This is a genomic window from Diaphorobacter sp. HDW4A, from assembly GCF_011305995.1.
In the GTDB taxonomy this organism is placed as follows: Bacteria; Pseudomonadota; Gammaproteobacteria; order Burkholderiales; family Burkholderiaceae_C; genus Diaphorobacter_A.
The window spans coordinates 3,470,438-3,484,652 of record NZ_CP049910.1 but is presented as its reverse complement, the minus strand read 5'-3'; the positions used below and the strand labels follow the sequence as shown (position 1 = coordinate 3,484,652).

At 63.1% G+C, this 14,215-nt stretch carries 9 protein-coding genes; 6 read left to right on the top strand and 3 right to left on the bottom strand.

The genetic code is table 11. The annotated features are described in order from the left end of the window. Positions 1–250: 250 nt before the first annotated feature. On the top strand, positions 251–2,332 hold the full coding sequence (locus tag G7047_RS15850) for a diguanylate cyclase domain-containing protein (protein ID WP_240939149.1): 2,082 nt from the start codon (positions 251–253) through the stop codon (positions 2,330–2,332). 6 nt (positions 2,333–2,338) lie between these two features. Here G7047_RS15850 and G7047_RS15845 read toward each other — a convergent pair whose 3' ends face one another. From G7047_RS15845 to xdhA, 3 genes are all read right to left on the bottom strand, one after another. Further along, positions 2,339–3,544 (bottom strand): multidrug effflux MFS transporter, encoded by a 1,206-nt coding sequence (locus tag G7047_RS15845; protein ID WP_166307329.1) that lies wholly within the window; start codon positions 3,542–3,544, stop codon positions 2,339–2,341. Between the two features lie 396 nt (positions 3,545–3,940). Beyond that, entirely contained in the window at positions 3,941–6,268 is a 2,328-nt protein-coding gene (gene xdhB, locus G7047_RS15840) for a xanthine dehydrogenase molybdopterin binding subunit (protein ID WP_166307326.1), read from the bottom strand. Next, positions 6,265–7,767 (bottom strand): xanthine dehydrogenase small subunit, encoded by a 1,503-nt coding sequence (gene xdhA, locus G7047_RS15835; RefSeq protein WP_166307323.1) that lies wholly within the window; start codon positions 7,765–7,767, stop codon positions 6,265–6,267. Before xdhA ends, xdhB begins: the two co-directional genes overlap by 4 nt. A gap of 259 nt (positions 7,768–8,026) precedes the next feature. Here xdhA and G7047_RS15830 point away from each other — a divergent pair, with 259 nt between their 5' ends. The 5 genes from G7047_RS15830 to G7047_RS15810 all read left to right on the top strand — a co-directional run bounded on the left by G7047_RS15830 (position 8,027) and on the right by G7047_RS15810 (position 13,857). After that, the gene (locus G7047_RS15830; protein WP_166307320.1) at positions 8,027–8,959 is read left to right on the top strand and encodes a LysR family transcriptional regulator; all 933 of its coding nucleotides are present in this window, start codon (positions 8,027–8,029) and stop codon (positions 8,957–8,959) included. A gap of 103 nt (positions 8,960–9,062) precedes the next feature. Next, entirely contained in the window at positions 9,063–10,628 is a 1,566-nt protein-coding gene (locus tag G7047_RS15825; protein WP_166307317.1) for an ABC transporter ATP-binding protein, read from the top strand. Continuing rightward, entirely contained in the window at positions 10,615–11,712 is a 1,098-nt protein-coding gene (locus G7047_RS15820) for an ABC transporter permease (RefSeq protein WP_166307314.1), read from the top strand. Before G7047_RS15825 ends, G7047_RS15820 begins: the two co-directional genes overlap by 14 nt. Beyond that, positions 11,712–12,632, top strand: coding sequence for an ABC transporter permease (locus G7047_RS15815; protein ID WP_166307311.1), 921 nt, complete (start codon positions 11,712–11,714; stop codon positions 12,630–12,632). The genes G7047_RS15820 and G7047_RS15815 overlap by 1 nt, the downstream gene beginning before the upstream one ends. A gap of 76 nt (positions 12,633–12,708) precedes the next feature. Continuing rightward, positions 12,709–13,857, top strand: a complete 1,149-nt coding sequence (locus G7047_RS15810; RefSeq protein ID WP_166307308.1) for a BMP family ABC transporter substrate-binding protein — start codon at positions 12,709–12,711, stop codon at positions 13,855–13,857. The last annotated feature ends 358 nt before the right edge of the window (positions 13,858–14,215 follow it).

Below are 14,215 nucleotides of genomic sequence, written 5' to 3'. Positions count from 1 at the left end.
TGGGTGGTTTTCGAACATTTTTCTTGCGCGATTCCATCCCATTTGGCAGAACGCATAAGCCCCAAGATGGGCTGCCGACGGGGTCTAGGGGATTTCTCTGAATTGGGTAGTTTTCCCAACGGTGGCTTCTGGGCGCCCTCGTATATTGGCGTCATTCTGGTGTAAACCAAGTTACCGGCCACTTTCGATTCGACATGTTCAGCATAGATTTTGCATCCCGAGCGTGGGTGTCAACGCGAAGGGGTTCGTCATGACCACCAGTGCGATCACTGGGCGGGATGTCGTCGCCCATGCCGATCGCGGTGCTGGCCTGTGGTCGCAATGGCAGATGCCTGGCCCGCTGGTGCGGCGCCTGATGTTGATCCTGCTGCTGGCCGTGGCGCTCTCGGGTACGGTGACTGCCTGGGTGGTTTCGCGCGCCGCGGGCGAAGAAGTTGCCGGGCGCCTCGTGCGTCAGCAGACCGATGAGGTGGAACTGGTCGCACGCCTGCTGGCCAGCAAGATCGAGCAGAGCCAGAAGGTGCTGAGCACATTGGCCGATGGCATCACGCCGCAGATGCTGCAGTCACCAACACTTCTGGAATGGGTGCTGCAGCAAGGGCTTCCGGCCTTGCGATTCTTCGACTCGATGGAGATTGCCCGCAGCGATGGTCGACTGATCCTGAACCTGCAAAACGGCAAGATGGAGTCTGCCGCGAGCGTTGACACCGATGAGCGGGACATTCTTCTGCGCACCATGGTGCAGGGCAAGCCGCTGGTGTCGGGCGTGATCGGCGACCGGCCGAGCGCTGCACGCATCATGCTCACGCTGCCGCTGGTCAACGACGAAGGCCGGGTGCTTGGCGTGGTCGGTGGCGTGCTCAGGTTGCAGTCGCAGGGGCTGCTTCCGCACTCGCTCGCGTTGCCGGGGCGCGACGATTCGCGGCTGATCGTGTTCACCTCGGACGGCGTGATCCTCTCGCATCCGCAGCTCGAGCGCGTCATGGGCAACATCAGGACGGAGCCCGGCGTCGGGCAGGTCTACACCCAATGGCGCTCGGAACTCAAGCCCATCACCACCGGGCGTGGCGAGACGAGGACCATCAGCGATCATCTGGTCAGCATGGCCGGCGTGCCCATGCCCGAATGGTGGGTGGCCAGGGTGACCGACTCGCGTGCGCTGATGGCTCCGCTCCATGGAGCGCAGCGCCGCGCGTGGTGGCTGGCCGCCGCCAGTGTGTTTCTGGTGGGGCTGATCGCCGTGCTGGGCATGGCTTGGGTGGCGCTGCCGCTGACCCGTTTGCACCGGCGTGCGCAGGGCATTCTCCTGGCTGAGAACACTGGCGATGATGCACCTTCGCGCTTTGCTGAATCCGAGCTTTTGACCGACGCGCTCGATCATCTCGAAGCCCAGCAGCAGCACCACGGTCATCAGGCCGAGTTCTCGCGGCTGCAGCTGCAGGGCATTCTGGAGCAGGCGCCGATCGGCATCGTCATCACGCGCAACGACGTGCTCGAACTGCTCAGTCAGCAGGCGAGCCTGATGCTGGGCTACTCACGTGTCGAGCTGGAAGGCCAGTCCGTGCGGCAGCTGTTCGCCAACGATCTGCAGTTCGACGAATTGGCCCGGCAGATGCGTGAAGGTGCGGCCGCGCGTGGTGGTTATGAAGGTGAGTTCGAGCTGCGCCGCAAGGACGGAAGCCAGCTCTGGGCGCGTGTGGTCGGCCGTATGTCGATGGATCGCCGCTCGGCGATGGCGGCTGTCTGGGTACTGGAGGACATCACTTCGGCGCGCGATGAGCGACGCAAACCCATGTGGGCCAACTCGCATGATCTGCTGACGAATCTACCCAACCGCAGCGCGTTCCTTGAGCGTATTCGCGCGCTGCTCGCGAAGAAGGCAGGGCAGGGCGGCAACGCAGACTCCGACAGCGGCGTGGTGCTCCTGCACCTTGATCTCGACCATTTCACGCTGGTCAACGACCGCCTTGGCCATGAAGCGGGCGACATGCTGCTGCGCCAGTTCGCCAGCCTGCTCGACGAGCTCGCGCGCCACGTGGGCTGGGTCGCGCGGCTCGGCGGTGACGAGTTCGCCGTGGTGCTGCCCAACTGCACGGCCGAGCGTGCTGAGTTGATTGCCGAGCATGTGCGTGCATCGATAGAGGAATGGGAATTTGCCTATGACGGTCAGACTTCGATGACTACGGTGAGCATCGGCATCGTCGTGGCTCCGCCCGATCTCGATGACGTCACGCCGTGGCTTCGCGCTGCCGACATGGCCTGCTACTACGCCAAGCGCGCGGGCCGCAATCGCATCATGGTGCGCGAAGTGGCGGACAAGGCCGCCGCATGAGATGGTTCAGTGCAGAGCCTTGGATCGATTGCCGCTCAATGTGATCCAGGTGAGCAGCACGCCGGTGAGGGCGCCTGCTGCCATGCCGATGACCATGGGAAGCGGTTTGCCGTTGGAGAAGAGACCGACGATCTGCATCGCGATGGCTCCGGTCAGCATCTGCAGCGTGCCGAGCAGGGCCGACGCGGTTCCTGCGATGTCGCCATGGTCATCGAGCGCCAGCACTGAAGTGGTAGGAATCACCAGCCCCATCAATCCGCTCGATACAAAGTACAGACCGATCAGCACATACAGGTTGTCGCCGCCCATCAGGTAGTAGGCGAGCAGGCAGCACATCACCACGCCGCAGGCGGAAGCGGCGATCTTGACGATGGAAACCAGCCCGTAGCGCTTGCCCAAAGCACCGGTGAATTGCGCCGCGCCGATAAAGGCAATCGCATTGAATGCGAACGCGAGGCTGTATTGCGTGGCTGAAAGTCCGTAGTGGTTGATCAGCACAAACGGCGAGCCCGCCAGATAAACAAAGAAGCCCGCCATCGCCGTGGCGCCGATGAACACGAGGCCGAGGTAGCGCAAGTCGCGCAGCAAAAATGCGTAGGCCTTGAACACATCGACCATGCTGCTCTCGTGGCGCGCGGCAGCATCACGGGTTTCGGGCAGACCGCGCACCATCGCAGCCAGACCCAGCACGGCCGCCAGCGTCACCGCCCAGAACACCAGTCGCCAGCCACCCAGCGCGATCACACCGCTGCCCGCCAGCGGCGCAAGAATCGGCGACACGCTGAACACCAGCATCAGCAGCGACATCATGCGTGCCGCCTCGTGCCCCGTATGCAGATCGCGCACCACCGCACGCGGCACCACCATGCCCGCCGCAGCGCCCAGCCCCTGCACAAAGCGCAGCGTGACCAGCGTATGGATGTCCTGCGCGAGCGCGCAACCAATGCTCGCGACGATGAAGATAACGAGCCCCAGATACAGCGGCTTCTTGCGCCCCCACATGTCGGAGAGCGAACCAAAAACCGGCTGGCCCAAGCCGAGCGCGATGAAGAAAGCCGTGAGACTGGCCTGCACCGCCCCCACGGGCGCATTCAGACTAGCACCGATCTGCGGCAGCGCAGGGAGATACATGTCGATGGCAAAGGGTCCAATGGCCGACAGCAGGCCGAGGATCACCACCATGCGAAGAGAAACGGAAGACGAAGAAGACATAAGCCAGCGATTGTCGCGGATTGTGGGTGAGCGGTTGTGTCGCTGAATGTAGTTTCCGCGTTGTAGCGGGCGATGTAGGGTGTCGCAGCGATTGAGCGTCTGTAGTTCGGGACTGTGGAAACGCTGCACTACACTGGGAAATTTCGGCTCGCGTCAATCCCTACTCAGCCGACGTATCGCAAAGGGAGCGCACGCTGTCCCACGCGCCCCCTCTATCTAGGCACTTGTCTATAGCAGTTTCGTGAACAAGCCAAGCTACAAAAGCAGACAACATCGCTGTCATAACGATGACAAGACATCCGGTTCCGACGCGAGAGAGTGCGCGCATGTTTGGTGCAGATTGTGGCCTTCAATTTTGTCGATAAAGCTGATCGTCCGCTACTGGCTGCGAGCCCGTTACCTCAACCGCCCCAACGCCCGCAACACATTCTCCGCCGTGGCAGGTGCAATTAGCGTTACCGACTCCTTCACTCCAACCCCGTCGCGCGCCGCCGAAATCGCGTTGCGCAGCGCCTCGTACACGCTGATTGCCAGCATGAACGGTGGCTCGCCTACGGCCTTGCTGCCGCCTACGTTGTCTTCGCGGTTGGGCTCGTGCCAGAAATCGATCTTGAGATGCTGGGGGATGTCGCCGGTCGCGGGGATCTTGTAGGTGCTGGGTGCGTGCGTGGTGAGCAGGCCGTTGTCGTTCCACACAAGCTGTTCGGTGGTCAGCCAGCCCATGCCTTGCACGAAGCCGCCCTCGATCTGACCCACGTCGATGGCGGGGTTGATGCTGCGGCCTACGTCGTGGAGGATGTCCACGGCAAGCACGCGTGATTCGCCGGTGAGGGTGTCGATGGCGACTTCGGTGCACGCTGCGCCATAGGCGAAATAGTAGAACGGACGGCCGGTGAGCGTGGTCTTGTCGTAGTGGATCTTGGGCGTGCGGTAGAAACCGTCGCTCCAGAGCTGGATGCGGTTGGCATACGCTTCCTTGACGACATCGTTCCAGTCGCGCGTGCGCTTGGGCGTGATGATCTTGCCGCCGGAAAACTGTACTGCACCAGCGCCGACGGCGTCGAGGCCGCAGACGTAGGCTGCCAGGTTGTCGCGGATATGGCGGGCCGCGAACTGGGCGGCACGGCCGTTGAGGTCGGTGCCTGCTGAGGCGGCAGTGGCGCTGGCGTTGGGGATCTTGCTGGTGTCGCTCGCGGTGACGATCACGCGCTCGAACGGCACGCCCAGTTCGTCGGCCACGATTTGCGCGACCTTGGTGTGCAGGCCTTGGCCCATCTCGGTGCCGCCGTGGTTGACCTGCACGCTGCCGTCGGTGTAGACATGCACCAGCGCACCCGCCTGATTGAACAGCGTGGCGGTGAAGCTGATGCCGAACTTGACCGGCGTGATCGCCAGGCCGCGCTTGATCACCGCGCTGCCCGCGTTCCAGTCGGCCACGGCCTGCTGGCGTTTGCGGTAGTTGGATGACGCTTCCAACTGCGGCAGCAGCGCGTGCAGGATGTTGTCCTCCACCTTCATCTGGTAGTGGGTGACGTTGCGCTCGTCGATGCCGTAGAGATTGCGCATGCGCACGTCGAGCGCGTCCTGGTTCAGCACGCGTGCGATGTCGCCCATGATGGACTCGATCACGATCACGCCCTGCGGTCCGCCGAAACCACGGAATGCGGTATGGCTCTGTGTATTCGTCTTGCAGCGGAACGAAGCGATCTCCACGTCTTCAAGGAAGTAGGCGTTGTCGCTGTGGAAGACCGCCCGGTCGGCCACGGGGCCGGAGAGGTCGGCGCTGAAACCGCAGTTGGCCGCGAGTTGGAGCTTGAGTCCGGTGATGCGGCCGGTGTCGTCAAAGCCCACGTCGTATTCATATGCGAATGGATGGCGCTTGCCGGTGACCATGAAGTCCTCGTCGCGATCAAGGCGCAGCTTCACCGGCTTGCCGGTCTTGTTCGCGGCAACGGCGGCCCAGACGGCGAGGTGGCCGGCCTGCGTTTCCTTGCCGCCGAAGCCACCGCCCATGCGGCGGCATTCGACGCGCACCGCATTGTTCTCCAGCCCGAGCGCGTGCGATACCCAGTGCTGCACCTCGCCCGGATGCTGCGTGCTCGAGTAGATCCACCACTGCTTCTGTTCGAGCGGCAGCGCGTAGGCGATTTGGCCTTCGAGATAGAAATGCTCCTGCCCGCCAACCTCGAAACTGCCTTGCAGTCGATGTCGGGCCGAGCCCAGTGCCGCAGCCGCATCGCCACGGCGCACATGGACCGGCGGCAACACAAAGCTCTGCGCCTTGAGCGCATCAGGCACGGTGAGGATCGCGGGCAGCGGCGTGATTTGGAGTTTGACGGCTCGCGCCGCGCGGCGCGCCTGCATCACCGTTTCGGCGACGACGAGGCCGATCACCTGACCGACGAACTGGACTGTGTCAATGGCGAAGACCGGCTCGTCGTGCGCGAACGCGGCGAGGATTTTGTCGCCGGGAATGTCCTTGGAGAGCACGACATCGCACACGCCGGGCATGGCGAGCGCGGCGCTCGTGTCCACGCCGTCGAGCCTGCCGTGTGCGACGTTCGAGAGAATCAGTGCGGCGTACAGCGTGCCCTTGATCTCGGGGAGATCGTCGATGTAGCTCACTGCGCCCGCGACCTGCGCACGCGCGCTTTCGTGGGCGTGGGATGAGCCGACAGCGGGTTGTGCGGCACTGAGTTCGGATGCGGATGCGCGGGTATTCATGGCGATACCTCCAGCGGTTGCAGTGTGGCAAGCGAGGGTGCGGGGTCCTTCGACAATGTGCCGGAAGTCTCGAGCCAGAAACGCTGGAGCAGGGCCCCCAGCATCTCGCGGCGGTAGGCACTGCTTGCGCGCATGTCGCTGATGGGGTTGAACTCCGCTTGCAGAGATTGGCCGGCCTGCGTCGCCAGCGCCTCGCTCCAGACCTGTCCGTTCAACAGGCCTTCGGTCTGCACCGCGCGCGCCGGTGTGGCGGCCACGCCGCCTGCGCCAATGCGGGCCTCGCAGATCACTCCGTTGTCGATCTGCATTTGAATGACGAGGCAGACCGCAGAGATGTCGTCATCAAAACGCTTGGAAATCTTGTAGGCCGCGAGTTGCTGGTTGGCCACCGGCAGCGGCACATGGATGGCGGTGAGCAGTTCGTCTGCGGCCAGCAAATTCTTACGGTAGCCAGTGTAGAAGTCTTCGAGCGCCACGCTGCGTTCGCCGCGCACGCTCGCCAGGGTGATGCTTGCGCCGAGTGCGATCAACAGCGGCATGGAGTCACCAATCGGCGAGCCGTTGGCGACGTTGCCGCCGAGCGTGCCGGAGTTGCGCACCGGCATGCCCGCAAAACGCGTGGCGAAGCGGTGCAGCTGCGGCCAGTGCTGTACCAATGCGCCGAACGCATCGGTCAGCGAGACGGCTGCGCCGATGTGGATCTGCTGCGCATCGGTGGTGATGCGGCGCAGTTCCTCGGCGCGGGTGACGTCCAGAATCTGCGCGTACTGCTTGTGCATCTTGGTGATCCACAGGCCCACGTCGGTCGTGCCTGCGGCCACCAGCGCGTCGGGATGTGCGGCGCGTGCCCGCAGCAGTTCATTGAACGTTGTAGGTGCGAGATAGGTCGCGTCGCCCGACGGCGCATTCGTTTTCAGCGTGTTGATTTGTTTGAGCAGTTCCGGCTCGTTGACCTGCATGCGCGGCAGCTCGGCCATGCTCTGCGCCGCGTCGAAGATCGGGCGGTAGCCGGTGCAGCGGCAGAGGTTGCCCGAGAGCTCTTCGACCGCGAGCTCGCGCGTGATGGCCTGGCCCTTGCAGACATGGTTTTGGTACATGCCGAACATGCTCATCACAAAACCGGGTGTGCAGAAGCCGCATTGCGAGCCGTGGCAGTTCACCATGGCCTGCTGGGCCGGGTGCAGGTCGCTGGCGGATTTTTCGGTGGGCTGGATCAGCGGATCGGCGACCAGGTCTTCGACCGTCCACAGCGCCATGCCGTCAACGGAATGCGCAAGGCGGATGCAGCTGTTGACCGACTGGTAGTGCACGGCGCCTTCGCGTTCGCTGCCGAGCACCACGGTGCAGGCACCGCAGTCGCCTTCGCCGCAGCCTTCCTTGGTGCCTGTGCAGCCGAGGTCTTCACGCAGCACTTCCAGCAGCGTGCGGTCTGGCGCTACGCCGTTCAATGTCACGACTTGGCCGCGACGGATAAAGCGCAAGGGGCGGATATGGCTCATAGGGGCGAATCTGTCGTGGGTCGAGTGAGCGATGGTGTAAGGGTAAGTGCGGAACGGCTCGGTAGATATATGAATGGCGATATACCGCCAATGTCTGCAACACTATGAGCGCCAGTGGAAACCATCCCCACATTGGCGCAAAACGCAGGGTTCACGCGGGCTCGCATCTTGCTTTCGTTGTTGGTAAAGCCACAGCCTCCGCGCCGCTCCGATACCCACAATATAAGCCAATACATATGGCGTGAATGCGGCTCCACGTATGAGAGAACAAAACCTTTTCGACAAGATAGACCTCCATCTCATCAGGGTCCTTCATACCGTGCTGATTGAACGAAGCGTCTCCAAAGCAGCGATCCGTCTGGGCATGCACCAGCCAGCGGTGTCGGCTGCACTCAAGCGATTGCGCGATCTGTCGGGCGATCCGCTGTTGGTGCGCTCGGGCGGGAACATGCTGCCTACCGACACGGCATTGCGCATGGTAGAGCCCGCCGCGAACATCTTGCGCTCGGCCGAGGCGCTGTTCTCCGATGCGCGGGGTTTCGATCCGCGCACCGCCACGCGCACCTTTCGCGTGATGGCCAATGATTATCTGGACCCGCTGTTCCTGCCGCGACTCGTTGCCCGCATCAAGGCCGCTGCGCCGCTGTGTCCCATCGAGGTGCTGCCGCTGTCGGCCGATGTGCATTACCAGGCACATCTCGCGCAGGGCGATGTCGATCTGGTCATCGCCAACTGGCCCAAGCCGCCCGACGAGCTGCATCTCGGTCGCTTGTTTTCCGACGAGGTGGTCTGCATGGTCTCCAGCGATCACCCGGTCGTGCGCCGGGGCTGGGACCGCGACGGCTGGCTGAGCGCCGAGCACATTGCGCCCACGCCCACCTATCCGGGGGCCAAGGGCGTGATCGATCTGCAGCTCGACGAGCTCGGGCTCACCCGCAACATCGCCGCACGCTGCGCGCATTTCAGCCTGATTCCCGACATCGTCGCGTCCAGCCTGCTGGTGCTGACCACCGGGCGGCAGTTCTGCCAGCGTTTCGAGGGGCGGTTGCCAGTCACCCTCCTGCCTTGCCCCATCGAATTCCAACCGCTTCACTATTACCAGCTATGGCACTCCCGTTCTCATCACTCGGCTGCGGCCATCTGGCTGCGCAACACCGTGCGCGAAGTCGCGCTGTCCCTGCGCAAGTCATGAGGCGCGTCGGCAGAAAAACTCGTAGCAGCCAGAGCATGCCAGCAGTGCATGGAATGCCTGTTTTGATGCATAACCATTAACAACTTTGAGACAATCTCGTTGTATGACTTTGTCCGAACAGAATTTTTCACCCACATCAGTGCCAAGACTGGAACTGACAGGTATTACCAAGCGATACCCCGCTGTCATTGCGAATAACGGGGTATCTCTGACGGTGCTTCCGGGGGAAGTCCACGCCATTTTGGGCGAGAACGGCGCTGGGAAATCCACGCTCATGAAGATCATCTACGGCGCGGTCAAGCCCGACGAGGGCACCATCGTCGTCGATGGCAAGCCGGTGCAGATCCGCAATCCGCAGGAGGCGCGGGCGCTCGGCATCGCCATGGTGTTCCAGCATTTCAGCCTGTTCGACACGCTGACGGTGGCCGAAAACGTCTGGCTGGGTCTCGACAAGAGCATTCCGCTGGCCGAGGTCATCAAGCAGGTGGATGCCACGGCGCGCGATTACGGCCTCGAGGTCGATCCCCATCGCCCGGTCCACACGCTCTCCGTGGGCGAGATGCAGCGCGTTGAAATCATCCGCGCGCTGCTCACCAAGCCGCGTGTGCTGATTTTGGACGAGCCCACGTCGGTGCTCACGCCGCAGGCCGTCGAAAAGCTGTTCGTCGTGCTGCGCCGTCTGGCCAGCGAGGGCTGCTCGATTCTCTACATCAGCCACAAGCTGCATGAAATCCGCTCGCTGTGCACGGCCTGCACGGTGCTGCGCGGCGGCGTGGTGACGGGCGTGTGCAATCCGTCTCAGGAAACCAATGCCTCGCTCTCGCGCATGATGATCGGCTCGGAGCCGCCCAAGCTCGAACACCGCCAGCCCAACGTCGGCCCGGTCGTGCTCAAGGTGCAGCAGCTCAGCCTGCCACGGCTCGACCAGTTCGGCATCGACCTGCAGGGCATCGACTTCCAGGTGCGTGAAGGCGAAGTGGTCGGTATCGCCGGTGTGTCCGGCAACGGCCAGCGCGAGCTGCTCTATGCGCTGTCGGGCGAAGACACGCGCGCCGAGCCTGCGATGGTGCAGGTCTCGGGCAAGGACGCGGGCCGCATGGGGCCGGGCAAGCGCCGTGCACTCGGCCTGCATTTCGTGCCCGAGGAACGACTGGGGCGCGGCGCGGTGCCAAGCATGAGCCTCGCGCACAACCTGCTGCTCACCCGCAAGACGGCGCTCGGCAAGGGCGGCTGGATTCGCATGGGCGTGCTGCAGCAGCAGGCGCGCGACATCATTGCGCGCTTCAACGTGAAGGCGGGCGGGCCGCAGGCGGCGGCACAGTCGCTGTCGGGCGGCAATCTGCAGAAATTCATCGTGGGCCGCGAGATCGACGCGCAGCCCAGTCTGCTGATCATCTCGCAGCCCACATGGGGCGTGGACGTGGGCGCTGCGGCGCAGATCCACGGCGAGATATTGGCCTTGAGAGACGCTGGTTGCGCCGTGTTGGTGCTCAGTGAGGAGTTGGACGAATTGTTTGAAATCTGTGACCGCCTGCATGTGGTGGCCAAGGGGCAGCTGTCGCCCTCGATTGCTCGTCAGGATGCGACCGTGCAAATGATCGGCGAATGGATGAGCGGCCTCTGGGACACGAATGCCGTTAAGGCGGGAGGCGAGCATGTTCAAGCTTGAGCAACGTCCGCAGCCGTCGAAACACTGGACCTACGGCTCGCCGATTCTGGCGCTCGTCATCACCGTGGTGATCGGCGTGTGCCTGTTCGCGCTGTTGGGCAAGGACCCGGCGCGTGGCCTGCAGGCCTTTTTCTGGGAGCCGATCAAGTCGGGCTACGCGCTCGCCGAACTCACGATGAAGGCCACGCCGCTGCTGTTGATCGCGCTGGGGCTGGCTGTGTGCTTTCGCTCCAATGTGTGGAACATCGGCGCGGAAGGGCAGTTCGTCGTGGGCGCAGTGGCCGCGGGGGGCATTGCGCTGCTGGCCGACAAGACTACCGGCCCATGGATCGTGCCCGCGATTCTGGTCGCCGGCATGCTCGGCGGCATGGTGTGGGCGGGCATCGTGGCGCTGCTGCGTGACAGGTTCAACGCCAACGAGATTCTGGTCAGCCTGATGCTGGTCTACGTCGCCACGCTGTTCCTCGGCTATCTGGTCTACGGCCCGTGGAAGGACCCGATGGGCTACAACTTCCCGCAGACCAAGGCGTTCGAGCGCGTCACGCAGATCCCCAAACTCGTGCAAGGTTTGCGCATGAACATCGGCGTGGTCATCTCGCTGGTGGGTGCGGCGCTGCTGTGGGTGTTTCTGTTTCGCACGCGTGCGGGCTTTGCGCTGCAGGTTGGCGGCATCGCTCCGGCGGCGGCGCGCTATGCGGGCTTTTCCTCGCGCCGCGCGCTGTGGACGGCGCTGCTGATCTCGGGCGCAGCCGCCGGATTGGCGGGTGCGCTTGAAGTGGCCGGGCCGCTCGGCCAGCTCACGCCCTATGTGCCAGCGGGCTACGGGTTCGCCGCAATCATCGTGGCCTTTGTGGGCCGCCTGCATCCGGTTGGCATGATTTTTTCCGCGATTCTCATGAGCATGTTCTATATCGGCGGTGAACTCGCCCAGTCGCGTCTGGGCCTGCCCAAGTCGCTGACCGGCGTGTTCCAAGGCTTGCTGCTGTTCACGCTGCTGGCGTGCGACACGCTGGTGGCCTACCGCGTTCGCTGGGTTTCGTCCGGCACCAAGGCAACTACTGCCGCCGTGAAGGGAGGCCAGTGATGGAATCGTATGCATTGCTGCTGGGCTCCACGCTCAGCGCGGGCACCGTGCTGGCGCTCGCCGCACTGGGCCTGTTGATCAACGAGAAATCGGGCATCGTCAATCTCGGCGCTGAAGGCATGATGCTGTGCGCCGCCATCGCAGGCTTCGCCACGGTGGTGCACACCGGCAATACCTGGGTCGGTTTTGGTGCGGGCATGCTGGTGGGCGCCTTGCTCGCGGGCGTCTTCGGCCTGCTGGTGATTTGGCTGAACACCAACCAGTACGCGACGGGTTTGGCGCTGTCGCTGTTCGGCACGGGCTTTTCGGCCTTCATCGGTTTGAACTACGTGCAGGCCCGCCTGCCCGAGTTGCCCAAGTACGCGATTCCCGGTCTGGCCGATATTCCGGTCTTCGGACCTGCGCTGTTCACGCTGCATCCCATCGTGTATCTCACGGTTGTGCTGGTGATCGCGATGATCTGGTTCCTCTACCGCACGCGTGCCGGTCTGGTGCTGCGCGCGGTGGGCGAGTCGCCCAGTTCGGCGCACGCGCTTGGTTATCGGGTGCGCCGCATCCGCCTGATGGCGGTGATGTTCGGCGGCGCGATGTGCGGTCTGGCCGGTGCCTACATTTCGACGGTCTACACGCCGCTGTGGGTCGAGGGCATGGTCTCCGGTCGCGGCTGGATTGCGCTCGCGCTCACCACGTTTGCCACCTGGCGCCCCGCGCGCGTGCTGCTCGGTGCGTACTTGTTCGGTGGCGTGACCATGCTGCAGTTCCACCTGCAGGCCACGGGCGTGCAGGTGCCGAGTCAGGTGCTGTCGATGCTGCCGTATCTGGCCACCATCGTGGTGCTGGTGCTGATCTCGCGAAACCCCGCCTGGATTCGCGCGAACATGCCAGCCTCGCTCGGCAAGCCGTTCTATCCCGGGTCGTGAGTGAACAACCAAATACTACAAGCACAACACGTCCGTTTTTGTCGTCTGCCAATTTTTGAAAATGAAGGATTCATTCATGCGTAATGTGAGCAAGCGTGCTCTGATCAAGATGATCGGCCTGTCGGCTGTGTCCGTCGCCGCCTTGACCGCCTGCGGCAAGAAGGAAGAGGCGTCCGCGCCAGCTCCCGCACCGGCTGCAGCACCCGCGCCCGCTGCCGACAAGCTGAAGATCGGCTTCATGTACGTGAGCCCCATCGGTGACGGCGGCTGGACCTTCCAGCACGAGCTGGGCCGCAAGGCGATTCAGGAAAAGTTCGGTGACAAGATCGAGACCTCGATGGTCGAGAGCGTGCCCGAATCGGCCGACGCCGAGCGCGTGATGCGCGACATGACGGGTCAGGGCAACAAGCTGATTTTCGCGACCAGCTTCGGTTATCAGGAGTTCGTGCAGAAGGTCGCGACTGATTTAAAGGACGTGAATTTCGAACACGCCACCGGCTACAAGACAGCCGACAACGTCGCCGTGTACGACACCAAGACGTTTGAAGGCGCGTACCTCGCCGGTATCGTGGCCGGCGCGATGACCAAGACCAAGACCGTGGGCGTGGTCGCCTCGGTACCTATCCCTGAAGTGGTGCGCAACATCAACAGCTTCGTGCTGGGTGCGCAGAGCGTGGATCCGAGCATCAAGGCCAAGGTCGTGTGGGTGAACGAATGGTTCGCACCGCCCAAGGAATCCGAAGCCGCCACCAGCCTGATCAACGGCGGCGTGGACGTGATGTACCAGAACACGAACTCGCCCGCCGTGCTCAAGACCGCCGAAGAGCGCGGCGTGCGCGCTTTTGGCAAGGACGGCGACATGAGCGCGTTCGCACAGAAGGCGCACCTGGGCTCCGCCGTGATCGACTGGGCTCCGTACTACACCAAGGTGGTGGAGGACAAGCTGGCCGGCAAGTGGCAGACAGGCAACTTCTGGTGGGGCGTGAAGGAGGGCGCGATTGACCTGAAGAAGATCGCCGACGACGTGCCTCAGGAAATCAAGGACAAGGTCGAGAAGGCGCGTGCTGGCTTGAAGGATGGGTCGTTTGCCGTGTGGACCGGGCCGGTCAAGGACAACGCAGGCAAGGAAGTACTGGCTACCGGCACCGTGGCCGACGACGCTTTCCTTCGCGGCATCAACTTCTATGTGAACGGTATTGAGGGTACCGTTCCAGGCGCGAAGTAATTTTCGCCTGTCAGGCCCTTCCTCTTTCTCCCTCTCCCGCTTGCGGGAGAGGGCTGGGGTGAGGGCCTTCTTTGTCTTTTTTGGTTTTTGTTTTTTGTGATTTACGAAGCCTGATCGGCTTCGCTGGTTAGTCGTTTTGAGGCGCCAATACAGCCCCTCATGCGTCGTTGTCGAAGCCTTGCCGTATGCACATACTGTCTGCGGCTTCACGCCTAGCCTGAGGGGCTGTCTTGGCGTTGTGGCTGTAGGTTCATGCGCCCGCTGCGCTTCGCAGGTTCGTTCCGGCTGGCGGGATCGGGGCCGCGGGTAGGGGTGTTGGCTGCTGTTTTTTGCTCGCTTGTAAACAACATGCGGTCAA

What these genes read in the sequence shown, in the direction of transcription:
- G7047_RS15850 (WP_240939149.1), top strand. Translation starts at nt 251, where the DNA reads ATGACCACCAGTGCGATCACTGGGCGGGATGTCGTCGCCCATGCCGAT.
- G7047_RS15845 (WP_166307329.1), bottom strand. Translation starts at nt 3,544, where the DNA reads ATGTCTTCTTCGTCTTCCGTTTCTCTTCGCATGGTGGTGATCCTCGGC.
- xdhB (WP_166307326.1), bottom strand. Translation starts at nt 6,268, where the DNA reads ATGAATACCCGCGCATCCGCATCCGAACTCAGTGCCGCACAACCCGCT.
- xdhA (WP_166307323.1), bottom strand. Translation starts at nt 7,767, where the DNA reads ATGAGCCATATCCGCCCCTTGCGCTTTATCCGTCGCGGCCAAGTCGTG.
- G7047_RS15830 (WP_166307320.1), top strand. Translation starts at nt 8,027, where the DNA reads ATGAGAGAACAAAACCTTTTCGACAAGATAGACCTCCATCTCATCAGG.
- G7047_RS15825 (WP_166307317.1), top strand. Translation starts at nt 9,063, where the DNA reads ATGACTTTGTCCGAACAGAATTTTTCACCCACATCAGTGCCAAGACTG.
- G7047_RS15820 (WP_166307314.1), top strand. Translation starts at nt 10,615, where the DNA reads ATGTTCAAGCTTGAGCAACGTCCGCAGCCGTCGAAACACTGGACCTAC.
- G7047_RS15815 (WP_166307311.1), top strand. Translation starts at nt 11,712, where the DNA reads ATGGAATCGTATGCATTGCTGCTGGGCTCCACGCTCAGCGCGGGCACC.
- G7047_RS15810 (WP_166307308.1), top strand. Translation starts at nt 12,709, where the DNA reads ATGCGTAATGTGAGCAAGCGTGCTCTGATCAAGATGATCGGCCTGTCG.